The organism is Psychromonas sp., assembly GCF_047632955.1.
GTDB lineage: Bacteria > Pseudomonadota > Gammaproteobacteria > Enterobacterales > Psychromonadaceae > Psychromonas.
On the sequence record NZ_JBLIED010000043.1, the window covers coordinates 1 to 23287 of the forward strand.

A 23287-nucleotide genomic window follows, 5' to 3' on the forward strand; every position below is an offset into this window, starting at 1 on the left:
CAGAGCCGCCGCCGGAAATAAGGGCGACTTTACTTTTATCCCAATCCTTTCGAATCACCACACGAATATGCTCATCGATATTTAAGCGGGTTAAATTATCATGCTGATTACTGTAAATCAGGCCGTCAATGGCATCACTTACCAGTGTTTTTCGTTCGTTGAAAAATAATTTGGACATGGAAGCATTCCTTAATGTTTGTATGTAAATTATAAAATCAATTATTGGTTTAAATGGTGTTCCAGACTATGAATGATTTAAAATCGCACCTACGAAACAAGAAAATAAGTTGTATTTTGGAACTGCTTTGTGTGTTTTCTGTCATTGTTTTCATATTCATTATAAAAACTAAAATATTATTACTTAGTTTCGATTACATAAATTTCTATCATCAGAAATAATCTGTTTTTGCTTACCAACAAGGCAAAAACCTATTCTGTTCAGTTGTACATATTCTCTGATAAGAATGCCAAATTCATGCCAAATCGAATTTTTTAATGCAATTTATTGATAAATATGAATAAAATAACCATGTGTGGATTTTTTTAAATTGCTGAGGTGCTGAATATGTGCGCGTTTTGTTAAGGTCGTGAACAATTTGTTAACTCACAAGTTTGAGTAACTATCGCTTAACTTGAATACTTTTAGTTAGTGCTGAAATTAATATATCGCAGGTTGTGCTGTATTTCTCCGCGTTTTTCCGATGGGAATAATGAAATTATGGAAATTGTAGAAGAGCAAAAATAGAGTGCTTTGCAGCATTGTTTTACGATCGGCTTAGGGTGCTGTCGAGGGAACTGCAAAAAACAATGTAGTTGTTGCTCAAATAGTGAGTTTTAAACCCTGCTCAGACATTATCAGGCCGAACAATCAAAGCAGCCCGACGCATCCGGTTAACTACAAACTGAAAAAATGTGAAAATTCACACCACTGTGAAGATTTTTGTTCAATGTCTGCATTGTAAAAGTGGATTACTGACCCCGCTCTGGCTTGCGCTATCTTGGGCAAGTCTAAGCGCGATACGCAGCCGATTTTTGGATAACCTCCCAAAGTTTGCCGGTCATTTAGCAGTATGATCGGCTGCCCGTCGGGTGGAATTTGAATCGCGCCTAGGGCAATACCTTCGGAAATAATTCCGGCAGTATCACAGTTGATCTTTGCTCCTGTTAAACGCACACCCATACGATCGCATTGTGGGCTAACGGCAAAACTATTTTGAAAAAAGCGCTCGCGCTGTACTTTAGGGAAGCGCTCAAATTGATATGATAACAGGACGCCAATATGAATATTGTCGCCATAGTCCGGGATAAAATGCTTTGGAACCGATAGACAAACAGCGCGCTGCTGGTTAACGCTTGCCGCGGTTAATAACTGTCCCGCTACTATTTTGTTTCCTCTAGCAATCGATCCGTCGTCTTTGCTCAATCCGCCGAGTTTATTACGCACCACGGTAGCGCTGCTGCCAAATATTTTCTGCGCGGCAAAACCACCGGCAATGGCGAGGTAAGCTCGAAGCCCGGTTTGAGCAACGCTGAGTTTAAGTGTCTGTCCTTTTTTGATTGCAAAGCTGCGCCAGTTTTTTTGTGCAATTCCGTCCAGGGTCGCCATCATATCGGCGCCCGTCAGCGCGACCATGGTATCTTCTCTGGCTGTAAAACTTGCCTGACCTAATGTAATTTCAAGCACCGGACAATGCATGCTATTAGCCAGTAAGTGGTTTGCCCAGCAATAGGCGTGCAGATCCATGGGGCCGCCTTGACTTAAGCCTAGTTGGGCAACACCAAAGCGGCCGACATCCTGAATCAGAGATAACATTCCCGGCTGAATTACTTCCAGTTTGGACATCTTTGGCCTCCTTGCTGAGTAAAGGCTTTCAGTGATACTGATTTTAAGCGGACTTTATCACCGACAGAAAACGGCATCATCGACACCCTTTCCAGACTTAAACCCAGTTGTGCAACAGCACCGCGGGCGATATTCTGAATAAGAGATAATATCTCCGGCTGAATTACTTCCAGTTTGGACATATTTGACCTCCTTGCTGCGTAAACTCCTCCAGTGATACCGATTTAAAACGGACTTTGTCACCGACAGAAAACGGCATCATCGGCTCCCTTTCCGGACTGAATAAGGTGCTTGGACAGTTACCTATAATCTGCCATCCTCCCGGTGAATGATCGGGATAAACGGCCGTCTGCTGGTCAGCAATACCGACACTGCCTGCGGGTATTTTAAGGCGCGGACTGGCGTGGCGGGGCATGACGATACGCTCATCGACGCTGCCAAGAAAGGCGAAACCGGGAGCGAAGCCGATCGCACAGACGGTGTAATCAGTCTGACAATGAATATTGATAACCTGCTGCACAGATAAATTTTTCGCTTCAGCCAACTGCTGCAGATCCGGTGCCACATCGGAGTGATAATAAACTGGGAGCTCAATAACCTTTTCCGGGCTTTTTTGTGCACTTTGCTTAATATCGCAAAGCAGCTCGGTTAAACGTGTTTCTAGTTCAGCATAGGGTATTTTTAAGAGATTAAATTCAATCATGATCGAGGTATAGGAGGGCACCACCTCGATCACCCCGGTGCTGAACTCGAGACGAATTTTTTCGCACAGAGAGCCGAGCAGAGATGCCCGTTCCGGGTCAATTGTCTCCCCGATATAAATCATCGCATGCGTTTCTGATACCCGTTTAATAATGGCTGATTTCATGGATTCAGTACTCTGAATAGTTGCTCGACTGTTGCAACGGACTGTGGATTGTCACCATGAACACAGACGCTTTCAGCGTTAAGCTGCAACTGGCCACCCTCGATCGTTGTCACACAACCATTTTTGGCTAACTGCATTACCTGTTCGATAATTTGCTCTGCACAATGATATACGGCACCCGCCTGTGAGCGTGGAGCGAGTCGGCCTTCCGGTGTATAGGCTCGATCGGCAAAGGCTTCTAAAATTAACTGCACGCCTGCCTGCTTAGCAATACCCTGATAAAGGCTATTATCGGTTTGTGCAAGGATCATCAGCGCCGGTCGAAAAGACAGTTTGCGAATACCCTCAATAACTGCGCGAAAAATATCTTCGTCAACCATCATATCGTTATACAGTGCACCATGAGGTTTTACATACTCTACGCGCCCGCCGTAGAGTTGGCAGATAGCCTGCAGGGCGCCGGTTTGGTAGGCAACCAGGTGAGAAATCTGCTTTTGGGAGTGGGGAATACTACGTCGTCCGAAGCCGATTTTATCATCATATCCGGGGTGGGCACCAATCTGGACGTTGTTTTTAACGGCTGCCTGAACGGTTCTGGCCATTACATCGGGATCCGCTGCATGGAATCCACAAGCGATATTAACCATATCCACCCAGGGTATCACCGCTTCATCTAAGCCCATTTCCCATTGACCAAAACTTTCTCCCACATCGCAATTCAATTTCATGCTTACCTTCCTGTTCTGACTTGAGGGTCACTATCTGAGAGCGATGCAATCCGATAAATGAATCTTATCATAATCCCCAAAGTGTGATTCAAAGATACATTGAAGATGATTTGTACGCAAATTGTTTCTGATTTGTTGCTAGACGTATACGTTCGGTACTTCAAATTTAAGTATCGCATTGATTTTTCTATAAAATATTACTCTGTTCCATTTGAATGACAACAGTGCCTATCTGCACTGACTTAGTGCAAATAGATGTTTTTGTTTTTTTATTCTCTTTCTAAAAAGGTTCATAGATCAGTTTTAAAAATAATCACTTAGTAAGTTGTTTCCAAATTAAATCAATTGATTAAGTCACATTTGAAGAGTATTCCAAATCAAATGCTAGCAGATTAAGAAGGCTGGCATGATACATGCAATATGATAATAATAAGCGTTAATAACACAAAAAATAAGATGGGCTAATGAAATGATGTACAGCAGATAGGTCTAATCGGCCTGAAGCTTTAAAAAAAGGGAATAAAAACAATGAGAGTATTTCTTAAAACAACCACAATGCTGCTTGCGATAGCGGCCACTTCGACCAGCTTTGCGAGCACCCGATGGGATATGGCGACACCTTATGTCGATTCAACTCATCATACCCAGAATATCCGCCTATTTGCTGAAGATGTTAAAGCAGCAACGAATGGTGAGCTTGAGATAGTGGTTCATGCGGGTGGTTCGTTAATAAAACATAAAGAGATTGCCCGTGCGGTACGCTCTAGGCAGATTTCTATCGGCGAAGTTTTTATCGGTATCTTAGGCAATGAGGATCCGGTTTATAAGCTTGATAACCTGCCGTTTTTAGCCACTGACTTTGATCAGGCAAAGAAGTTATATGATGTATCAAAAGAGACGATAGAGAACAAACTGGGTAAAGATGGCATGATGTTGCTGTATTCTGTGCCATGGCCACCACAGGGTATTTACAGTAAAAAAGCGATTAACTCTGTAGAAGATCTGCAAGGCGGAAAAATGCGCGCCTACAGTTCAACCTTATCTCAATTATCAGTCCTACTGAAGGCGTCACCCACTACGGTTCAAACGGTAGAAATTCCGCAAGCTTTCTCCACCGGCATTATCGATATGATGATCACTTCGCCGACAACAGGTGTCAGCAGCCAATCTTGGGATTATGTCAGCCACTATACCGATGTGCAGGCATGGATTCCGAAAAATATGGTGATTATTAATACCCGTGCATTTAAACGTTTGGACAAAAAATCTCAGCAGGGGCTATTACAAGCAGCGGCTGATGCAGAACTGCGTGGCTGGGAGATGGCAAAAAAAGAAACGGCATTAAATACTGAGATCCTTGCTGAAAAAGGCATGAATGTAGCTGCACCGACAGAAGCGCTGATGACCTCTCTTAACGACATTGGCGATGCCATGACAAAAGACTGGGTGAAGGAAGCCGGAAGTGAAGGTGAGGCCATTATTGAAGCATACAAAAAATAATATATCCCAAACACCTTGAAGATGCTGATTCCTGCATCTTCAAATCATTTGGGACTAGTCCCCTAGGGGAACAAAAAACAGGAGTTTCCATCCATGCGTTTGTTCTTGAATAAGTTGTATCACGGAGCCGGGGTCTTATCCGCCGTATGTATCGTCGCCATATGTGTTGTGATTCTGGCTCGCGTGGTAGGACGCTGGATGGGAATTGTTGTTCCGTCAAGTGATGACTTTGCCGGCTTCCTGCTTGCCGCCTCGAGTTTTCTTGGCTTAGCTTATACATTTCAGCATGGCGGTCATATTCGTGTCGGTTTATTTACTTCCCGTTTAGGTGAAAAAAGTTCACTTTTTTGCGAGCGTTTTGTGCTTGTCACCGCTTCCGTTCTGATCGCATACTTAGCCTACGAGCTTTGTTATATGGTCTGGGAGTCTTGGGACTATGAGGAGGTCTCATCGGGTTTTGTTGCCGTTCCGATGTGGATTGTTCAACTTCCTGTCGCCATCGGCATGGTGATCTTTGCTATATCTATCATCGATTTGGCTACATGTAGTCTGCTCTTCGGTAAACGGATTCCGCTTTCTGAAGAGGAATCGCTCGCTGAAAAAGACTTTATTAAAATTGACGGCAACGAGCGTCAGGATTCAAAGGGAGAGAGTCAATGAATGAACTGATTATTGGCGGCATACTTCTGGTTGTACTGTTCGGTTTTCTGGCCAGCGGATTGTGGGTAGCTTTGTCACTGCTTATGGTTGCCATCTCAGGTATGATTCTGTTAGGTAACGATGCTTTTGGTTTGATTTATGCAACATCCACCTGGGGCGCTGTATCTGACTGGTCACTGGCTGCTTTACCGCTGTTTATCTGGATGGGGGAAATCCTCTTCAGAACCCGTTTGTCAAGTGACTTGTTCGAGGGATTAACACCCTGGTTGGGACGTCTACCCGGTCGCCTGTTGCATGTTAATATTTTGAGTTGCGGTCTATTTGCCGCAGTGTCCGGATCCTCGGCTGCAACGGCGGCGACAATTGGTAAAATGACGCTGCCTGAGCTCAAAAAGCAGGGTTATGATGACAAGATGGCGATTGCAACACTGGCCGGCTCAGGAACTCTCGGTCTTTTAATTCCGCCGTCGATTATCTTGATTGTTTACGGTGTGGCGGCAGAGGTCTCGATTGGCCGTTTATTTATCGCGGGTGCCGTGCCCGGTATGATGCTGGTCATGCTGTTTATGGGATATACCATGTATTGGGCATTGCGCAATCCGAGCAAAGTACCTAGCGACACTGTTACCTGCAGTTGGTCTGTAAAGTTGAAAGCACTGCTCAAGCTTGTTCCGGTCGCGCTTCTGGTGTTATTTGTTCTAGGTTCTATTTATGGAGGTCTAACAACTCCGACTGAGGCTGCCGCTTTTGGGGTCGTCGGTGCACTATTGCTCGCTTATAGCAGCAGTTCTCTGACGCGAGAGAGTCTGTTCGGCAGTTTAATGGGCGCGACTAAAACCTCATGCATGATCCTGTTGATCCTTGCTGGCGCCGCATTTTTGACTGTTGCAATGGGTTTTATCGGGTTACCCCGTATGCTCGCGGAAAGCATCGCAGCAATGCAGCTTTCGCCTTATTTGCTGCTATTTATTCTGACTCTGCTGTTTGTGGTGCTAGGCTGCTTTCTAGACGGAATATCTGTTGTGGTACTGACCACCTCAGTTGTTTTACCTATGGTGCTGCAGGCTGGAATTGATCCGCTGTGGTTCGGTATTTATATTGTTCTGGTGGTTGAAATGTCACAAATCACCCCGCCAGTCGGTTTTAACTTATTTGTTCTTCAAAGCCTCACCGGGCGTGATATGATTTTTATTTCGAAGGCGGCGCTGCCGTTTTTCTTTTTATTGCTGTTCGCGGTAGTCATAGTCACGGTATTCCCGGGTATTGTCACCTGGTTACCGTCGGAAATGACCGGTAATTAAAAAGAGTGAATATTTTCCAATCGTCACTTCATCACATTTGATGAGTGAAGATTCCGTTACGTTCAGTTAATTCGAGTATGCATTAACCATGCTCAACAACGCCTTTGAACGTTGGATGCTGTCCTGCAGTTTTACCGCAGGGCTTCCTGAACTTGGGCCGCTTGATATTCTGGTACTGCATAATACATCGTGAGCGGCCAAAACGGATCGTGGATGTTGCATTCACGCTCAGTATTGAAGACATTCATAATGTCTCCTACGCGGTACGGAAATTGGTTAAGCGGGAACTGCTTGCAAGTGAAAGGCGGGGGAAAGATAGCTATTACAGGGTGGCAGAAAGCGGACGAACATTTTGCGAGGAATATCGCAAGGCACGCGAGCAATGCCTTGTTGATGCTATTAGCAAGTTAAATATAAGCGAGGAGCTGGGTGAACTCGCCGCCACCATGAGAACCTTGTCCGGTGTTTATGATCCGGCATCCCGCGCGGTACGTTCATTGTGAGTGAGAGTAATTCCCTTTATTTGGTATGAACTGTTCTTTTCCGTGATTTGAGACCCTTTGCTTATGGAAAATGCCTCTGAAACAACATTCAGAGGCATTTTCAGCGTCATCACCGACCAACTCCTTAGACACTGAAGTAACCCCGAGCATATAAAGGTTTTTAAAAACCAGACAAGACTATTTTACCCTTGGACTTTCCCGATTCTAATAATGTATGGGCCTTAATCAGGTTTTGCGCATTGATTGTTCCGAAATCCTTGGCGATAGTAGATTTTAATTTTCCCTGATCCACCATTTTGGCAACGTGGGTTAATAATTTATGCTGCTCAATCATATCCTCTGTTTCAAATAATGAGCGGGTAAACATCAGCTCCCAATGAACAGAAACGCTTTTGCGCTTAAGCGGCATAATATCCAGGGTCGCCGCATCATCGATCACGCCTAGTTTCCCCTGCGGGGCGATGATTGCTGCTATCTCCGTGAAATGCGCTTCGGTATGGGTAAGGCTGGCGATGTAGTTTACATTGTCCAGGCCAATTGATTGCAGTTCCTGCTCTAAATCGTGACCGTGGTTAATTACATAGTCAGCCCCCAATGATCGAACCCAACTTTGGGTTTCCGGTCTTGATGCCGTGGCAATAACGGTCAGATTGGTGAGCTGTTTCGCCAGTTGAATCATCATTGACCCGACACCGCCCGCCGCGCCAATAATTAATAGTGTACCTTTACTCTCACTATTAAGATTAAAGCGATCAAATAACATTTCCCATGCGGTGATTGAGGTAAGCGGCATGGCGGCTGCTTCGCGGCAGGATAAATTTTTTGGGGCCAGAGCAACGATTCTTTGATCAACCAGATGGTATTCACAATTTGCACCCTGGCGATTAATTGCACCTGCATACCAGACTTTATCGCCGGGTTTAAATAAGGTTACCTGCTCACCAATGGAGGCAACCGTTCCGACCGCATCCCAACCTAGTATCTTGTATTGCTGATCGGTCGGAGTGACATTACTGCGCACCTTTGTGTCTACTGGATTAACTGAAATCGCTTCAACATTAACTAATATATCGGTGCCGCTGGCGACCGGTTCTGCAAGCTCTATATCAATTAAAGCCTGTGGCTCGGTGATCGGTTGGGGATTTTGGTAGGCAACTGCTTTCATGTCGATTTCCTTGTTTGGTTATAGATTAGTAGCCTAGCATGTTTAGCCCCACTGCTAATAAAGGGTATTCGCAGCTGTGTGCGGGCTCACATGAAAACAGTGAGAATAGTAGCGGTAGCTGATTTATGTTCGCAATAATTAAAAATTAATAAGTGTGATCTAAGTCTTGTTATTATTGATTTTAAATTTTAAAAACCATACAATAACGATCTAAGTCACATTTTGAGAGTATATTTATGAAACAGAAAATAGTTAATATCAGTCGTGAAATAGCAGGAATATTTATCATGTTTGCTGTCACCGTAGCGATTGTTTTATTACAAGCTTCAGTTTGGATGTAATCGAGCAGTTGCTCGATTACTTTTTTAAATCTATCCCGCCAATATTTTAATGCTACCTGCCGCTTGAAACCGGTAAATCCCTTTTAAAGATCACCTCAGTACTTACTTAATCACAACATCGTAATACCTGCTAATCCACAACTCGACCAAAAATTAAATGCTACGCAGAATCAAATACAATGAACTATATTAAACCAACATCCTTTCTATGCTGAGCGCAGGGAATTAATCGTAATTTACTATAAGCGATAAACAGCCGGGTGAAGTAATATTATAATTAAAACTACAAGATATTTTTATTGCTAGTGAGCGTTCATTACAATCAGCATAAGTAAATTGATAATTGGCGAATTTGATATTAGTGTATTTTTACTCACCCTTAAATAATCAAGGATCTATAAAAATGAAAAAATGGTTAGCGCTTTGCGCCAGTGGTTTATTGTTGAGCTTTCAGGTCATCGCAGATGAGTATCAAAGCACCATAGAGCAGTTTGAAAGTTCGCCAAGCACTGCGGAATTTTTTGAAAATGCTTATGGTTATGCGGTTTTCCCTACTATTGGTAAAGGTGGTATCGTTCTTGGCGGTGCATACGGGACAGGGCAAGTCTACCGAGGAGGTCAGCCTACGGGCAGTGTGAACTTGGTACAGGTCAGTGTGGGATTTCAGTTGGGAGGCCAAGCATTCAGTCAAATTGTTTTCTTACAGGATAAACGCGCCTATGATGCTTTTACTGCGGGTAGCTTTGAATTTGGCGGACAGGCAAGTGCTGTAGCGCTGACCTTTGGTGCGTCTGCTCAAGCAGGTAGTACGGGTACTGGGGCTGCGCTGGGTACACAGCAGAGTCAGGCAAATTATGTGGGTGGTTTTGCGGTATTCACCTTGGCTAAAGGGGGGTTAATGTATGAAGCGAGTATTGCCGGGCAAAAATTTAACTTTCAGGCAGCAAGGGCTAATAAGAGTGCGGATTAATCATTTTAAATAAGAGCGGTGACGGGAAGACTTAGTCTTTCATCCACGGCTAACGCTGAGGGTGTTAATTCGTCCTTAAGCTAATTTTTCTTTTCTCGATTTTAAGGCTTCCTTGCTAGAGAAGCCTTTTTTATTTTTTTACTTTTTTTAACGGGTGCTGTAAATGACCTTTAATGGTCACATTCGATAGGTTTTATCATGAATTTTCTTGCACACTTACACATTGCAGAGCATACCGAAACTAGCTTTGTGGGGAATTTTTTGGGCGATTTTGTTAAAGGGAACCCCATCGGACAATTTGATGTTGATATTGTGCAGGGCATTCGTCTGCATCGTTTTGTTGACAGCTACACTGACCAGCATCAATTGGTTAAATTGGCTAAGCCATTGTTTGCCGCCGATCTGCGACGTTATGCGCCGATTGCTTTAGATATGTTTTGGGATCATTTTCTGGCTAAGCATTGGTCTCAATTTCATGATTTATCATTAGGTGATTTTTGCCGACAAGCGCAGTTGCAAATTGAGTTGGAATCATCCCGTGAAATAAATGCATTCCCTGAGCACTTTAAAAAAATCTCAACTTTAGTTTGGCAGGAAAGGTGGCTTGAGTCTTATCAGAAAATAGAAAATATTCAGTATGCGCTAGCGCGTATGTCTTTGCGCAGCGTAAGAATGGCACCATTAGCTTTGACCGGTGAAACATTGGTTAAGCATTATCAAAGACTATCAGAAATATTTTTTGAGTTATATGCAGATTTATTAGATAAAACAGCTGCTTATGTTACTGGGCGAGGGTAATAGAAAACACCTTATAGTAATAAGGTGTTTTTAGCTGAAAAAATCAGATTCATTCAGTAAATAAATGCTTAATATTTGCAAAATCACTTTTACCCGTCACTATTTCTTCAATGCTCAAACCTGATACTTCATGGGGAAAAACTAACCACTCTTCCGATTCATGGATAAAATAATCAGGTACCATGGCAACGGCTTTATTTTTAGGTTTGTAATAGGGTGTGGCAATGCGTACATCAGTTGGCATATTTAAGCGCATCTCTGATGTCAGTCTTTCAACTAATGCCACCACACTTCTGCCTGAGTCAAATACATCATCAACAATTAATAAACCATCTTCGGCATTCGCATTTTCAATAATATAATGAAGGCCATGCACTTTTATGGTTTTACTTTGTTTGCCGATACCATAATAAGAAGAGGTGCGCACTGCAATATGGTCGGTTTCTACTTTTTTGTAATCAAAGTATTCCTGTACTGCAATACCAATAGGTGCTCCTCCTCGCCAAATCCCAACAATAAATTGTGGACGAAAACCGCTTTCATAGACTTGTGCGGCAAGACGAAATGAGTCTTCAAGTAGTTGTTGGGCAGTAATATATACTTTGTTAGACATTTAATAACCTCTGCGAGTGAATTTTTGCGCAAAGTTTAGAGCAACAGGAGAAAATAACAATAACCTAGATCCTATTTATAGCGTTTTTTTGCATAAAGTTATTATTATCACCGAGCTGACCCACTGGTAAATCTCCTTTTTAGAACATTGATTTTGCTATTTTAGGATTTGTGCGGCTTGCATTGATTATCTTTCAACAAAAGTTGTTTAAAATCTGCTGCGGGAATGGGCCGACTGAATAAATATCCTTGACCGTATTCACAGCCTCGTTGTTCCAGGAAATCGGCCTGCCAGTCGGTCTCAATCCCTTCTGCAATTACTTTTAATTTCAATGCTTTAGCCATTGCTAAGATGGCAGTAACTAAGCTCATGTCTGCCTGATTTGTTGCCATCTTACTGATGAAAGCGCGGTCAATTTTAAGCGTTGAAAAAGAAAACTTTTGCAGATAACTTAATGCGGAATAACCTGTTCCAAAGTCATCAATGGAGAGTTGAACGCCCTCTGCCTTGAGCTCTTGTAACATGTTCATCAGGCCGTCATGTTGGTTAATCAATAGACTTTCGGTTACTTCCATTTCCAGTTTGACTGCCGGCAACCCGGTTTTTTTCAGTGTTTCTCTGATTTTAATGAGTAGTTCATCGCAGTAGCGAAACTGCACGCAGGAAAAATTCACTGCGATTTGAATAGGGGCTATTGATTGCCACTCAGCGGCTTCAGTACAGGCCTGTTCGAGTGCTCGTTCTCCGATAATATGAATCAAACCATTTTTTTCTGCCAAAGGAATAAACTCCTCGGGAGAGATAAAACCTAACTCTTCATCGTGCCAGCGCATAAGTGCTTCAGCTGCGATGATTTTACGCGTTTTTAGGTCAATTATAGGTTGGTAGTATAGTACTAATTCATTGTTACTAATCGCTTGGCGTAAGCGACTATTTAATAAAAGATTACGCTGCACGTCATGATTCATGCTCGGGTCGTAAAAACTGAAACCATTACGTCCGGCTTCTTTAACCCTGTACAGAGCGGTATCGGCATTTTTTAGCAAATTATCGGAGGTGTCGCCGTCCTGCGGATAGATTGACATACCGATACTGGTCGAGGTAAAAAACTCCTGATTGTCAATCTTAAAAGGTTGATCAAAGGATGCCAGAATTTTACCGGCTAAATTTTTTGCGCTTTCTTCATTCGCAATTTTAGGGATAATGAGTAAGAATTCATCTCCTCCCAAACGAGCGACAGTATCTGTATCACGTACCGATCTAACCAGTCGTTCGCTGGTTTGTTTGAGAATTTGATCGCCCGCATCATGGCCCAGAGTATCATTAATCTGTTTGAAATTATCCAAATCGATAAACATGATCAGGATCTGTGTATTGTCTATTTTTGAGCGATTAATCGCCCGAGTAAGTCTGTTTTGGCTATAACTTCTATTCGGTAATTCAGTCAAAGAATCGTGGTTAGCTTGATGTACAAGCTCTTTTTCGGACTGTTTACGTTTTGCTATCTCGGCTTGTAATTGAGCATTCTGGTCAGCAAGGGTAGCTTGTTGTTTAGCCGAGAGCTCAACCTGAGTATGCAGTACTATATTGGCATTGTTGATTCGCATTAGATAATAAAGTCCCATTAATACCGGGAAAGCTAAGATTGAAATACCTAAAACAAACCAGCCTGATGTAAATATATCCTGTTCATTGACCGGTTCAAACCAACCCTCTAAGCTAAATGCCGTGCTCCGGATAGGAGATTCAATGTATATATTCTTATTATTCAGTTCGTAGCGGGATATCGGGCTAAACTCTGAGCTCGCTGCTGCCAAGGAGTTCCATCCTTGAATATCACCAATCGGCGTTGATAGTTGGATGTGACTGTCGCTGTTGCTTTGCTTTTGTGAAATCAGCTGTTGGATCAGTAAATTACTATTGATTTCAGCAATTAAGATGGCACTGGGTTTATTTTGATAGTAAACGGTTTTCAAAATTTTAATTTTTAGTCCGTCGGGACTGTTAACGGCGATTATTCGTGCCATTTTTGGATCAACACCAATGGTTGATGCATATTCTGTCGATGATGGCGGGGTTTTCTCCATTTCAGCAAATGGAATTAGGTTGACATTTAATGCTGTACCAGGATTTGTGTCGACGATAAGTCTCTTGTTGAAATCAATCAGGATGATCCGCTCGTAAATTGAAATGTCATTAATTTTGCTGCTGCGGACGAGGTTATTGATCAATTTTTTGAGATTAAACAGGCTTGAACCTAATCCGTATTCCATCGACATTCCGGAAGCCAGGTTGGCGAAAAAGGTGCTCATGGTTTTATCTGTAGCTATGTTGTCAATATTATCCTGATTAACCTCAAAGAAAAAACTCAGGGTATCGGCATAGTTAGTGACTTTAAGTTGTAGCTCATTATATTGGGATTCTTGAAGCCGTTGTTGACCAAGGTTGGTCACCGCCAGAATCAAAACAAGATAAGCTGTTAAGACAAGACCCGCTAAGATGATAGCTGTTTTGCTGCTAAACCATTTGTTTATCGCCATATATCTAATTTACTGCTGTAGATGATGCAAAGAATTTTGGATAAAAATGAAATACACTGGGATAATACTTCTGCACTATTTTATTATAAGTACCATTAGCTCGAATCTGCTTTAGATAAGCGTTAAAAGCTTTACGCAACTCCGGAGATTCCTTACGAAAGCCAACTGCCATACGCTGTTCGAAGGAGATTGGACCGATTACTTTAATCTCTCCCGGCCATTTTTCCAGCGCGATCAGTGTATCGGGAACATCTAACAAGGTGCTGTCGGCATCATTATTAAGAATGGCGGGGATCATTTCATTTAATTTACGTTCTTTAATGGGCAAAATAATATTAGCACCCGTTAATTCCATATTGTATAGGCTGGGATCCAGGCAAGATTGTTTCATTGCTAACACGTCACGATCTTTAAGAAGCGATTTAACTTGAGCAATATCTTGAGCAATAGAACCACTTGGTTGGATCGGTTGTAAATCTGAATCACTGCGTGATACTAACCACACTGCGGAAGGAAAGTAATCATCAGAAAAATCGATCACTTGTTTGCGCCACTCAAGTGTCGTCGCGCCGTTGGCGATGACATCACCCTGAATGCTTTCGGGTTCGCCGTAGTTTATTTGATTGTTATCAAATTGTGCATTTCGACCGGTTAATTTTCCGAATACCGTCGTCCATTTTGCCGGAACATACTCATATTTAACGCCTAAATGAGCTGCAAAGCCCTGCATCAGCTCCGTATCCATTCCACCATAAATGATTTTGTTACCCTGCGGATATGCAGTTACAAAGTTGGCATAGGGGATTCCGATGTGGCGCAGTACGCCATCCGCCTGAATTTCAGCCAGATCTCGCGTGCTGGCTTGGCTAGAGGTTGTCGTCAACATGGCTAAGAATAGAGCCGATATGAAGGAGATATGCTTAATTATCATTTTTTCGCCTCTACACTTGTTAAAATTTGCTTATAATTTTAAAAAAAACACAACCTAGAGCTTATCTAAATTGTGCTGTTATGTCGATAATTACATTGTCTGATAAATATTAACCATTGCCTTCACTAAACCAGTTACATCTTCTTCTGTATGGAATAGATGCGTTGATATGCGCAGTGCATGGGTATCTAATAAATCATTCACATTAACCTTAAAATCAGTGGAGCGGATGATATAACCAGTCTCTTCACGTAAACGATCTCTGAACTCGTTTAATACCACCAAATTAGTCTTATCATCAAAGGGATTAAAAGAGGTGATGCCGCTTGATAGTTCGCGGATATTAGGTGCGTAGAGCTGTCCGAAGGGGAAGGCTGCATTATCTGTTAACAGATCTTTACACTGTGCACTTAAATCTAAAGCATGCTCCTGAATTTTATCACGACCAATGCTATCCCACATTTCACAGGAATCTGTTAACGCCTGCAGTGCCGGAAAATTATCATTGCCTTTGTATTGCAGTTTCCACTGTACCGGAAAAGAATCAAGGTGCCCTAATGATGAGTTAATGAACCAGGCTAATTGTTCTTGAGATGATCTTCTTACATACAGTATGCCGGTCGAACCTGCGCCACACTGCCATTTATGGCCAGAGCCTGCAAAAAAATCACAGCCTAGATCATGAAAATCTACATCTATCATACCGATGGTATGTGCGCCATCAATCAAGGTTAGAATTTCATTTTCAGCAGCTAACGCACAAATGGCTTTAGCCGGTAATCTGGTACCTGTTTTGTAGGTGATATGCGAAAAAGTGATTAAACGAACTCTGCCTTGATACTGATTAATCGCATCAGCAAAGACATCGACAAAGTCTTGTGCGCTAATCTCTTCACTGCCGGTGAACACCGGAATTTCCAGGTAAACGACTTCTACGCCATAACGCTGTGCGACAAGAGTTAAGGGGGAAATGGCGGCAACATGTTCGTGATGGGTGGTTAAGATGACATCTCCTTCTGCGAAGTTTAAGCCATTAAGAATACTGACCATACCGTCTGTGGTATTGCGGCTTAGTACAATTTCGTCATTATCGGCACCAAAACCTGCTGAAATCGCATCGGTCATTTCAGTGGTATGCGGCCAGTCACCAAATTTGTCCTGCATATCCCAGGGATTACCGGCAACAATGTGATTATTGTCATTATAGCTGTTAAGCACACTGCGGGGCATTGAGCCTGTGGTGCCTATGTTCATATAGGTGGTTTTTTTGTCGAGAATAAACTCTTTACTTACTTCTTTCCAAAATTTCTGATCTGAATGGTGACCGTTTAAATGTTTCCAGCCACTCTTTACTTCTTTTGCCTGTGCCGTGCCGGACAGTAAAACAGAACTTGCGCCTGCGATGGCGAGACCGGTAGTGGTTTTAAGAAAATCTCGACGACTGAAGGTCGAAGATTGGCCGTTATTATTTTGACTCATGTTTAAAACTCCATTTTATTATTAAAAAAGTTCCATCTTTATTATTCTTTATAGGGTCATACTACTGCGAGGTTAATGTGATCCCTACTGTTTTTATTTATTATTCCGATCTAGCTCGCGGTTAGGATAAGAAACTTTAAATTTTACATCGTCTTATGTTAACTAATCCGATCCAAACTAAGGTCAGGCTATTTTTCCGCTATTTATTGTTTAATCTATTCAAAGTAAATTTTATTTACTGATCGCTTGGATTGTTCATGGCAAGATGATCAGAATCAGATCTGATTATAAGAAAATGTTGACTTAGCCGTCTAGACGGCTTATTGTTCGCTTTCATCTGCTTTCCGCATAGTGTTTACCCAAACTACTTGCTGATGCCTATATCTTTAAGTAATTTGGGTATAAATAGAAACAATTACGTCACCCACCGTTAAATTCAGGAAATTTGATGATCCAGATAAAAAAAGTTCATAAGGTGTTTTATCAAGCCGGGCGAGAAATTAATGCACTCAGTAACATTAATCTCTCTATCGAACAGGGGAGTATTTTTGGTGTTATTGGATCCTCCGGTGCAGGTAAAAGTACTTTAATTCGCTGTGTTAATTTATTAGAACGGCCTACAAGTGGCAGCATCATCATTGATGGTGTTGACCTTACCCAACTATCAACGCAAGAGTTAACCTTAACGCGCCGTAAAATTGGCATGATTTTCCAACATTTTAACCTCTTATCTTCGCGAACCGTTTTTGACAATATTGCGTTGCCCCTGGAGTTGGCTGCTGTCAGCAAGCATAAAATTAAAGAGAAGGTTAATAGTTTGTTGGAGCTTGTTGGTCTAACCGACAAAAGCGATATCTATCCCGCTAATTTAAGCGGGGGTCAAAAACAGCGGGTGGCGATTGCGCGTGCGCTGGCGTCCGACCCTGTGGTTTTATTGTGTGATGAAGCGACCAGTGCATTGGATCCGGCAACCACACAATCGATTTTAGAATTACTGCGCAAGATTAACAGCGAGTTAAACTTAACCATTTTGTTAATTACCCATGAAATGGCGGTACTAAAAAGCATCTGTGCACAAGTTGCTATTATTGGCGATGGTAAATTGGTTGAAAAAGGATTGGTTGGTGATATTTTCGCTCATCCTAAAACACAATTAGCACGGCAGTTTATCCGCTCTACTCTGGATCTGACTATTCCCCCCGATTATCTGTCTCGTTTATTGCCAAGCAGAGTGGAAAACAGTTTTCCATTGGTACGTTTAGAGTTTACCGGAGAATCGGTTGATACCCCTGTAATCAGTCAGTTGGCGCGGCTGTTTAATATAGATATCAGTATTATCAGCTCTAACATGGATTACGTTGGCGGGGTTAAATTTGGCCTGATGTTAGCTGAACTTTTTGGCACGGAAGACGCGGCGTTAAAAGCGATTGCTTTTCTAAAAGATCATCATGTAGAAGTTGAGGTGTTAGGTTATGTCATTTGATTCAATGTTGAGTTGGTGGGGAGGGCATCAGGGTCTTCTACAATTGTTATTCGAAGCGTTAGGTGAAACACTCGCGATGGTGTTCGCTTCCGGGCTGGCCGGTTTTGCAATCGGTATTCCCGTTGGTATCGTTTTGCACTTAAGCAAAAAAGATGGATTACTTGAGCACCATTTGCTCAATAAAATATTGGGTATTGTGGTCAATATTGGCCGCTCTATTCCCTTTATCATTCTATTGGTTGCGATTATTCCCTTTACGCGCTTTGTTGTGGGGACCACAATTGGCACCGCCGCAGCGATTGTGCCGCTAACCATTGGCGCGATTCCGTTTATTGCACGTCTTGTTGAGGGGGCGTTATTAGAAGTACCCTCAGGATTGGTCGAGGCTGCACAAGCAATGGGCGCCAAACCGGTTCAGATTATTACTAAAGTACTTTTACCCGAAGCGCTACCCGGTATTATCAATGCAGTTACCATTACCCTTGTGACGCTGGTGGGCTATTCAGCAATGGCCGGCACTGTTGGTGGCGGTGGCCTTGGGGATGTCGGTATCCGTTATGGCTATCAACGCTTCGATGGTACTGTGATGATGATTACAGTGGTGATTTTAGTTTTTATTGTACAACTTATTCAATCTATCGGTGATCACCTCGTTAAGTATGTCGATCACCGTTAATAATAACAGCCGTTAACTTTTAAAAAATCAAGGAAGACCTTGATAGGAGATATACCATGAGCTTTAATCTGAAGAATATTTTTGCCGCTGCAGGCCTTGCTTCCACTCTGCTTTTAAGCGGTTGTGGTGATAAAGCAGTTGTTGATAATAATAAAATCACCGTTGGTGTTATTGCCGGATCTGAAGCGCAAGTCGCTGAAGTCGCTGCACAGGTTGCAAAAGAAAAATACGGTTTAGAAGTGGAGTTAATTACTTTCTCTGATTATATTACTCCAAATGCCGCACTTGACGAAGGCTCTATCGATGTTAATGCATTCCAGCATAAACCTTATCTGGATCAGCAAATCAAAGATCGTGATTACAAATTTGCCATAGTAGGTAATACCTTTGTTTACCCTATTGCCGGTTACTCCAGTAAAATCACATCACTTGACGAATTACAAGATGGTGACCTAATTGCCGTGCCCAGCGATCCAACCAACTTAGGCCGTTCGTTGATGCTGCTTGAGCAGCAGGGTCTATTGGTATTAAAAGAGGGCGCAGGTCTGAGCGCAACGGTACTTGATATTGTCAGCAGCCCAAAGAATTTAGATATTGTTGAGCTGGAAGCGGCGCAGTTACCACGCTCTCTGGACGATGTGAGTCTTGCTATTATAAATACCACCTATGCAAGCAGCATTGACCTGTCGCCTGAGAAAGATGGTCTTTTTGTTGAAGATAAAGAATCGTCTTATGTTAACTTAATCGTTGCACGTGAAGATAATGTCAATGCTGAAAATGTTCAAAACTTTCTTAAGGCGTACCAGACCGACACGGTTTATAACGCTGCAATGAAAATTTTCAAAGATGGTGTTGTTAAGGGCTGGTAAATCATCTCCTTTAGCTAGGAGCTTGTGACAACCAAAAAAAAAAGTATTGATCCCAGATTAATACTTTTTTTTTGTGTGTTGGCTCAACATAAATTATTTTAAATAACCGATCCTTGGTCTTTTGGAAGCTTAACACGGGACTATGTAATGAAACTTGCTATTATCGGGCTGGGAAATATTGCACAAAAAGCGTATTTACCCGTTATCACTCAAATCCCAGGGCTTGATCTGCTGTTCTGCACGCGCGACAAAAACACTCTAAAAAAACTTTCTCAGTTGTATCGTATTGAGCAGTTATATTCAGATTATCGGGCTTTAATTAAGGCCGAAGTCGATGCGGTAATGATCCATAGCAGCACGGCTTCCCATCGAGAAATTGCGACCTTTTTTTTGCAGCAGGGTATTCCAACCTTTGTAGATAAACCCCTGGCTGATAATGCCTTTGATTGTGAAAGGCTCTATGAATTGGCGGCAAAGCATCAACAACCTTTATATTTGGGCTTTAATCGACGTTTTATTCCTTTGTATAATCAGTATCTGCCTGCGCTTCAAAATACTCAGGAGCATTCCTCTTTATTATCATTGCGTTGGGAGAAAAATAGATTCAATCAAGCCGGTGATATTCGCTCCTTTATTTTTGACGATTTTATTCATCCGCTGGACAGCGTCAATCTGAATGCTAAAAATAACTTGGATGATGTTTACCTTACCTGGCAGTTTAAAGGTCAGCAGTTAGCCCGTTTAGATGTTCAGTGGCAGCAACAAAATACTCTACTGCATGCGTCAATGAATCGGGTTTATGGAATGACCAAAGAGCGTATCTCAGGGAGTTATGAAAACTGCGCTTTTGAGTTTGATTCCTTCGTCTCGGGTAAATGCTGGCAGGATAATCAAGAATCTGTCATTACTTTGCCTGACTGGACGCCGATGTTAACCGGTAAAGGTTTTACCGCGATGATAGACGATTGGTTAGGCGTTGTGGAAAAAGGCAAATTAGCCCCCTTGGTTGTTGAGCGTAACCTGGCAACGCATCAATTAGCTGAACTCATTTGCCGAAAGATATTGGGATAATAGTCATTTTGAGCATAATAGTTGCTCACTTCATTAACAGGTTTGTTATGATTGTTTTTTGTATGGCAGAAATGGACAAGCATGAATAAATATCCGCTGATTGAAATTCCCTTTAATAACCGTAACCAATGCTGGTTTTGTAGCGAGCCGAAGGACAAAGTCATTGCCTTTCCAAAATACAGCAGCGAAGAGAGTTTGATCGCCCATGTGCCAATTTGTGTGCCGAGCTGTAACGAATGTGCTGCTATTGTTCAGCGTACCGCATTCAGTTCATTATTTACCTACCGCGATGCGATTAAAAAAGCGTTAACACTCAAACATCAAAAAACCTTGGCTATAGGGTCGAATTGGACCAAGCAGGAGCTGGCAGAATCGGAACTGGAAGGCAGTGCTTTTGAAGGTTTTAAACGCAGTGCATGGTTTATGTTTGAAATGATTCAGGCACGTATTAATTATCAAGGTTGGGAGCTGCGGGTAAATAACGAAAAGCTTTATATTGAACAAGAAAATGAAGCTTTTGATTTTGATGGTACCACCTACGTCAATCTGGACAGTGCCGTTACTCATGCCATTAAAACCTTTCATCTTGATGAGCAGTTATTTACTCGAGTATTAAGTGTGATCGGTAAAGATAAGTTTGGCCATGCAATCCGCCTGTGCCGTCTGCATCCGCAATTGACCAGTAAAAACAGAGAAGGCGTTTTTCTGGATATTTTACAGAGTATTGGTTTATAGGCGACAATTTGGTTTATAAGCGAGACTTTGCTTTATAAACGACAACAGCGATTTTTATGCCCAAAACAGCTGAATAGTCGGATTCAGCGTTTTGCTCAAATCTCGCGAAAGCCAAGGCTATATTTAAGTGATTTGAGCAATTAAAAACCCTTATTAAAGGTCTGCTATCATTGCCAATCTATATTGTTATTATAAATTGCTAAAAGAGGAAGGTCTTAAATGGAAAGTAAAAAACCCACTGAAGAAGAGTTAAACGCCTGGGTAAAAAGAGTGCATCTGGGCAGTTGCTGCAGTGATCCTGTCGAGTCCCTCGAAGATGACTTACCGGCAACTGACAAAGAAACAGCGAACAAATAAGCCGCGAGTCTGTGTTTAAGACCACTCAAATCTACAACAACAATATTAGCAACAGCGGGGATTGACCTTGGGTGATGTACGCATCTTTTATTTAGAAATGAACTCTCCTAAGCAGCTGGTTGAAAAACCGCCCGTTGCAGATTTAATTATCCTCGAGGCGGAAATTAAAGAGTTTCGTTTCAACCAATACCTCTATCGCCTGATCGGTGAAAGTTGGCAATGGGTTGACAAGCTCAATGATAGCCCAAGGCAATGGCAAGCCCATGTCGAACGGCCGCAACTCAGAACTTGGGTTGCTTATTACAAGGGAACAATCGCGGGTTATTTTGAACTTGAAATTGCGGACAATGGTGATGTTGAGATCCTTTATTTTGGGCTGGCACCGAAGTTTATCGGCCAAGGTTTTGGTGGTTATCTATTATCAACAGCCGTTAAACACGCCTGGCAGTTATGCCAGGCTAAACGCGTTTGCCTAAATACTTGCTCACTTGATCATCCGCGCGCTTTAGCCAACTATCAAGCCTGTGGTTTTCAGCTTTATACTCAAACGGCTTGAAAAAACAAAGGAGTAAAAAATGTTAAAAGGAACACATCACACGGCAATTATCTGCTCTGATTACGAAAAATCGAAATATTTCTATACCACTGTTCTTGAATTAAAGGTGCTTGATGAGAATTATAGAAAAGAACGTGATTCTTATAAGCTTGATTTGCAGTTGCCCGACGGATCGCAGGTCGAGTTATTCTCTTTTCCGGATTTTGCCCCTCGATCGAGTTATCCTGAAGCGTTAGGTTTAAGGCACCTTGCCTTTAGCGTGGAATCAATGGATCTGGTTTGTAAGCATTTGCAGTCCTTTGCTGTTGCCGTTGAGCCTGTGCGCATTGATCCCTATACGGGTAAAAAATATACTTTCTTTACGGATCCCGATAATCTTCCTTTGGAAATCTGTGAGTTATAGGCCCAGGCTGTTTGCAGTGAAAATACTTTTATTCAATTAACTCTAAATGGGTCGCATGAAAGCGCAGATGTGACTCAATGAAACTGGCAATAAAATAATAACTATGATCGTAACCCTGGCGCATATTTAAGATCAGCGGATAATTATTAGTGCCGGCGGCTATCTTCAAACTATTAGGTTTCAGCTGCTCTTCTAAAAAATTATCATTATCACCCTGATCAACTAACATTGGGATTTTTTGTTGCGCTAACGTCATTAATTCACTGGCATCATATTGTGACCATTGTTTTATATCAGCACCAAGATAAGCGCTGAACGCTTTTTTCCCCCAGGGACTATTGACCGGATTACTAATAGGGCTAAAGGCAGATGCCGATTGATAGAGACTAGGATTACGCAGCGCAATCATTAATGCACCATGTCCGCCCATCGAATGACCGCTGATAACCCGCTGTTGATTGACCGGAAAATGATTTTCGATAATTTCAGGTAACTCATTGACCACATAATCATACATCTGGTAATGCTTGTTCCAGGGAGCCTGAGTGGCATTAACATAAAAACCCGCCCCTAAACCAAGATCGTAAGCCTGCTTGGGATCATCCGCCACACCTTCTCCACGCGGACTGGTATCAGAGGTCACAATAGCAATGCCTAATTTGGCCGCCATCCTCAAAGCCCCTGCTTTTTGCATGAAATTTTCATCTGTGCAGGTTAAGCCCGATAACCAATACATCACTGGTACTTTTTTGCCGTTAGCGGCTTGCGGTGGTAAATAAATTGCAAAACGCATTTTACAATTAAGCGTCTGGGATTGATGGCTATATTGTTTATGCCAGCCGTCAAAGACCTTATTGGTAGTTATATTTTCTATGCTCATGAATTTTCCAACTGGTT

General features: G+C 42.3%; 24 protein-coding genes. 14 read left to right on the forward strand and 10 right to left on the reverse strand.

Going from position 1 to position 23287, the window contains the following annotated elements; translation table 11 throughout:
* Nucleotides 1-895: 895 nt before the first annotated feature.
* Genes ACJAZP_RS17120 through ACJAZP_RS17135 form a run of 4 tightly spaced genes read right to left on the reverse strand, consistent with a single transcriptional unit; the run spans nucleotide 896 to nucleotide 3439 of the window.
* A complete protein-coding gene (locus tag ACJAZP_RS17120) occupies nucleotides 896-1843 on the reverse strand; it encodes a biotin-dependent carboxyltransferase family protein (protein WP_415231959.1) in 948 nt (315 codons plus the stop codon).
* Nucleotides 1825-2025: a hypothetical protein gene (locus tag ACJAZP_RS17125; RefSeq protein WP_415231960.1), complete on the reverse strand. Its 201-nt coding sequence runs from the start codon at nucleotides 2023-2025 to the stop codon at nucleotides 1825-1827. Before ACJAZP_RS17125 ends, ACJAZP_RS17120 begins: the two co-directional genes overlap by 19 nt.
* Complete coding sequence (pxpB, locus tag ACJAZP_RS17130; protein ID WP_415231961.1) at nucleotides 2007-2711, reverse strand: 5-oxoprolinase subunit PxpB; 705 nt, start codon at nucleotides 2709-2711, stop codon at nucleotides 2007-2009. The genes ACJAZP_RS17125 and pxpB overlap by 19 nt, the downstream gene beginning before the upstream one ends.
* A complete protein-coding gene (locus ACJAZP_RS17135; RefSeq protein ID WP_415231962.1) occupies nucleotides 2708-3439 on the reverse strand; it encodes a 5-oxoprolinase subunit PxpA in 732 nt (243 codons plus the stop codon). The genes pxpB and ACJAZP_RS17135 overlap by 4 nt, the downstream gene beginning before the upstream one ends.
* Before the next feature lie 528 nt (nucleotides 3440-3967).
* Here ACJAZP_RS17135 and ACJAZP_RS17140 point away from each other — a divergent pair.
* The 4 genes from ACJAZP_RS17140 to ACJAZP_RS17155 all read left to right on the forward strand — a co-directional run bounded on the left by ACJAZP_RS17140 (nucleotide 3968) and on the right by ACJAZP_RS17155 (nucleotide 7403).
* Nucleotides 3968-4939 carry a TRAP transporter substrate-binding protein gene (locus ACJAZP_RS17140; RefSeq protein ID WP_415231963.1) on the forward strand — a complete coding sequence of 324 codons (972 nt, stop codon included), beginning with the start codon at nucleotides 3968-3970 and terminating at the stop codon, nucleotides 4937-4939.
* A gap of 93 nt (nucleotides 4940-5032) precedes the next feature.
* The gene (locus tag ACJAZP_RS17145; RefSeq protein WP_415231964.1) at nucleotides 5033-5599 is read left to right on the forward strand and encodes a TRAP transporter small permease; all 567 of its coding nucleotides are present in this window, start codon (nucleotides 5033-5035) and stop codon (nucleotides 5597-5599) included.
* Nucleotides 5596-6900: a TRAP transporter large permease gene (locus ACJAZP_RS17150; RefSeq protein WP_415231965.1), complete on the forward strand. Its 1305-nt coding sequence runs from the start codon at nucleotides 5596-5598 to the stop codon at nucleotides 6898-6900. The genes ACJAZP_RS17145 and ACJAZP_RS17150 overlap by 4 nt, the downstream gene beginning before the upstream one ends.
* 209 nt (nucleotides 6901-7109) lie before the next feature.
* Entirely contained in the window at nucleotides 7110-7403 is a 294-nt protein-coding gene (locus tag ACJAZP_RS17155; protein ID WP_415231966.1) for a winged helix DNA-binding protein, read from the forward strand.
* A 160-nt stretch (nucleotides 7404-7563) separates the two neighbouring features.
* Here ACJAZP_RS17155 and ACJAZP_RS17160 read toward each other — a convergent pair whose 3' ends face one another.
* Nucleotides 7564-8568 (reverse strand): zinc-binding alcohol dehydrogenase family protein, encoded by a 1005-nt coding sequence (locus ACJAZP_RS17160; protein WP_415231967.1) that lies wholly within the window; start codon nucleotides 8566-8568, stop codon nucleotides 7564-7566.
* 744 nt (nucleotides 8569-9312) lie between these two features.
* On the opposite strand from ACJAZP_RS17160, the gene ACJAZP_RS17165 reads away from it, so the two are divergent.
* Nucleotides 9313-9879, forward strand: a complete 567-nt coding sequence (locus ACJAZP_RS17165) for a YSC84-related protein (RefSeq protein WP_415231968.1) — start codon at nucleotides 9313-9315, stop codon at nucleotides 9877-9879.
* A gap of 198 nt (nucleotides 9880-10077) precedes the next feature.
* Nucleotides 10078-10677, forward strand: a complete 600-nt coding sequence (locus ACJAZP_RS17170; RefSeq protein ID WP_415231969.1) for an ACP phosphodiesterase — start codon at nucleotides 10078-10080, stop codon at nucleotides 10675-10677.
* A gap of 49 nt (nucleotides 10678-10726) precedes the next feature.
* Here the strand turns inward: ACJAZP_RS17170 and ACJAZP_RS17175 are convergent, their stop codons facing one another.
* The 4 genes from ACJAZP_RS17175 to ACJAZP_RS17190 all read right to left on the reverse strand — a co-directional run bounded on the left by ACJAZP_RS17175 (nucleotide 10727) and on the right by ACJAZP_RS17190 (nucleotide 16240).
* Nucleotides 10727-11290 (reverse strand): phosphoribosyltransferase, encoded by a 564-nt coding sequence (locus ACJAZP_RS17175; protein ID WP_415231970.1) that lies wholly within the window; start codon nucleotides 11288-11290, stop codon nucleotides 10727-10729.
* A gap of 161 nt (nucleotides 11291-11451) precedes the next feature.
* Nucleotides 11452-13830, reverse strand: coding sequence for a putative bifunctional diguanylate cyclase/phosphodiesterase (locus tag ACJAZP_RS17180; RefSeq protein ID WP_415231971.1), 2379 nt, complete (start codon nucleotides 13828-13830; stop codon nucleotides 11452-11454).
* A 4-nt stretch (nucleotides 13831-13834) separates the two neighbouring features.
* Entirely contained in the window at nucleotides 13835-14761 is a 927-nt protein-coding gene (locus ACJAZP_RS17185) for a transporter substrate-binding domain-containing protein (RefSeq protein ID WP_415231972.1), read from the reverse strand.
* A gap of 90 nt (nucleotides 14762-14851) precedes the next feature.
* Entirely contained in the window at nucleotides 14852-16240 is a 1389-nt protein-coding gene (locus ACJAZP_RS17190) for an aminotransferase class V-fold PLP-dependent enzyme (RefSeq protein ID WP_415231973.1), read from the reverse strand.
* A gap of 448 nt (nucleotides 16241-16688) precedes the next feature.
* Here ACJAZP_RS17190 and metN point away from each other — a divergent pair, with 448 nt between their 5' ends.
* The 8 genes from metN to ACJAZP_RS17230 all read left to right on the forward strand — a co-directional run bounded on the left by metN (nucleotide 16689) and on the right by ACJAZP_RS17230 (nucleotide 22390).
* Nucleotides 16689-17723, forward strand: coding sequence for a methionine ABC transporter ATP-binding protein MetN (gene metN / locus ACJAZP_RS17195; RefSeq protein WP_415231974.1), 1035 nt, complete (start codon nucleotides 16689-16691; stop codon nucleotides 17721-17723).
* Entirely contained in the window at nucleotides 17713-18399 is a 687-nt protein-coding gene (locus ACJAZP_RS17200; protein ID WP_415231975.1) for a methionine ABC transporter permease, read from the forward strand. Before metN ends, ACJAZP_RS17200 begins: the two co-directional genes overlap by 11 nt.
* Nucleotides 18400-18455: 56 nt before the next feature.
* Nucleotides 18456-19268: a MetQ/NlpA family lipoprotein gene (locus tag ACJAZP_RS17205; RefSeq protein WP_415231976.1), complete on the forward strand. Its 813-nt coding sequence runs from the start codon at nucleotides 18456-18458 to the stop codon at nucleotides 19266-19268.
* A gap of 147 nt (nucleotides 19269-19415) precedes the next feature.
* On the forward strand, nucleotides 19416-20339 hold the full coding sequence (locus ACJAZP_RS17210) for a Gfo/Idh/MocA family protein (RefSeq protein WP_415231977.1): 924 nt from the start codon (nucleotides 19416-19418) through the stop codon (nucleotides 20337-20339).
* Nucleotides 20340-20420: 81 nt separating this feature from the next.
* Nucleotides 20421-21074: a hypothetical protein gene (locus tag ACJAZP_RS17215; protein WP_415231978.1), complete on the forward strand. Its 654-nt coding sequence runs from the start codon at nucleotides 20421-20423 to the stop codon at nucleotides 21072-21074.
* Between the two features lie 219 nt (nucleotides 21075-21293).
* Entirely contained in the window at nucleotides 21294-21431 is a 138-nt protein-coding gene (locus ACJAZP_RS17220) for a hypothetical protein (RefSeq protein WP_415231979.1), read from the forward strand.
* A gap of 67 nt (nucleotides 21432-21498) precedes the next feature.
* Nucleotides 21499-21987 (forward strand): GNAT family N-acetyltransferase, encoded by a 489-nt coding sequence (locus ACJAZP_RS17225; RefSeq protein WP_415231980.1) that lies wholly within the window; start codon nucleotides 21499-21501, stop codon nucleotides 21985-21987.
* A 19-nt stretch (nucleotides 21988-22006) separates the two neighbouring features.
* Nucleotides 22007-22390, forward strand: coding sequence for a VOC family protein (locus tag ACJAZP_RS17230; RefSeq protein WP_415231981.1), 384 nt, complete (start codon nucleotides 22007-22009; stop codon nucleotides 22388-22390).
* Nucleotides 22391-22418: 28 nt separating this feature from the next.
* Here the strand turns inward: ACJAZP_RS17230 and fghA are convergent, their stop codons facing one another.
* A complete protein-coding gene (gene fghA, locus ACJAZP_RS17235) occupies nucleotides 22419-23270 on the reverse strand; it encodes an S-formylglutathione hydrolase (RefSeq protein ID WP_415231982.1) in 852 nt (283 codons plus the stop codon).
* Nucleotides 23271-23287 lie beyond the last annotated feature (17 nt).

Bases quoted from the DNA above. Each gene is read 5' to 3' on its own strand.
- ACJAZP_RS17120 (WP_415231959.1), bottom strand. From the start codon at position 1,843: ATGTCCAAACTGGAAGTAATTCAGCCGGGAATGTTATCTCTGATTCAG.
- ACJAZP_RS17125 (WP_415231960.1), bottom strand. From the start codon at position 2,025: ATGTCCAAACTGGAAGTAATTCAGCCGGAGATATTATCTCTTATTCAG.
- pxpB (WP_415231961.1), bottom strand. From the start codon at position 2,711: ATGAAATCAGCCATTATTAAACGGGTATCAGAAACGCATGCGATGATT.
- ACJAZP_RS17135 (WP_415231962.1), bottom strand. From the start codon at position 3,439: ATGAAATTGAATTGCGATGTGGGAGAAAGTTTTGGTCAATGGGAAATG.
- ACJAZP_RS17140 (WP_415231963.1), top strand. From the start codon at position 3,968: ATGAGAGTATTTCTTAAAACAACCACAATGCTGCTTGCGATAGCGGCC.
- ACJAZP_RS17145 (WP_415231964.1), top strand. From the start codon at position 5,033: ATGCGTTTGTTCTTGAATAAGTTGTATCACGGAGCCGGGGTCTTATCC.
- ACJAZP_RS17150 (WP_415231965.1), top strand. From the start codon at position 5,596: ATGAATGAACTGATTATTGGCGGCATACTTCTGGTTGTACTGTTCGGT.
- ACJAZP_RS17160 (WP_415231967.1), bottom strand. From the start codon at position 8,568: ATGAAAGCAGTTGCCTACCAAAATCCCCAACCGATCACCGAGCCACAG.
- ACJAZP_RS17165 (WP_415231968.1), top strand. From the start codon at position 9,313: ATGAAAAAATGGTTAGCGCTTTGCGCCAGTGGTTTATTGTTGAGCTTT.
- ACJAZP_RS17170 (WP_415231969.1), top strand. From the start codon at position 10,078: ATGAATTTTCTTGCACACTTACACATTGCAGAGCATACCGAAACTAGC.
- ACJAZP_RS17175 (WP_415231970.1), bottom strand. From the start codon at position 11,290: ATGTCTAACAAAGTATATATTACTGCCCAACAACTACTTGAAGACTCA.
- ACJAZP_RS17180 (WP_415231971.1), bottom strand. From the start codon at position 13,830: ATGGCGATAAACAAATGGTTTAGCAGCAAAACAGCTATCATCTTAGCG.
- ACJAZP_RS17185 (WP_415231972.1), bottom strand. From the start codon at position 14,761: ATGATAATTAAGCATATCTCCTTCATATCGGCTCTATTCTTAGCCATG.
- ACJAZP_RS17190 (WP_415231973.1), bottom strand. From the start codon at position 16,240: ATGAGTCAAAATAATAACGGCCAATCTTCGACCTTCAGTCGTCGAGAT.
- metN (WP_415231974.1), top strand. From the start codon at position 16,689: ATGATCCAGATAAAAAAAGTTCATAAGGTGTTTTATCAAGCCGGGCGA.
- ACJAZP_RS17200 (WP_415231975.1), top strand. From the start codon at position 17,713: ATGTCATTTGATTCAATGTTGAGTTGGTGGGGAGGGCATCAGGGTCTT.
- ACJAZP_RS17205 (WP_415231976.1), top strand. From the start codon at position 18,456: ATGAGCTTTAATCTGAAGAATATTTTTGCCGCTGCAGGCCTTGCTTCC.
- ACJAZP_RS17210 (WP_415231977.1), top strand. From the start codon at position 19,416: ATGAAACTTGCTATTATCGGGCTGGGAAATATTGCACAAAAAGCGTAT.
- ACJAZP_RS17215 (WP_415231978.1), top strand. From the start codon at position 20,421: ATGAATAAATATCCGCTGATTGAAATTCCCTTTAATAACCGTAACCAA.
- ACJAZP_RS17220 (WP_415231979.1), top strand. From the start codon at position 21,294: ATGGAAAGTAAAAAACCCACTGAAGAAGAGTTAAACGCCTGGGTAAAA.
- ACJAZP_RS17230 (WP_415231981.1), top strand. From the start codon at position 22,007: ATGTTAAAAGGAACACATCACACGGCAATTATCTGCTCTGATTACGAA.
- fghA (WP_415231982.1), bottom strand. From the start codon at position 23,270: ATGAGCATAGAAAATATAACTACCAATAAGGTCTTTGACGGCTGGCAT.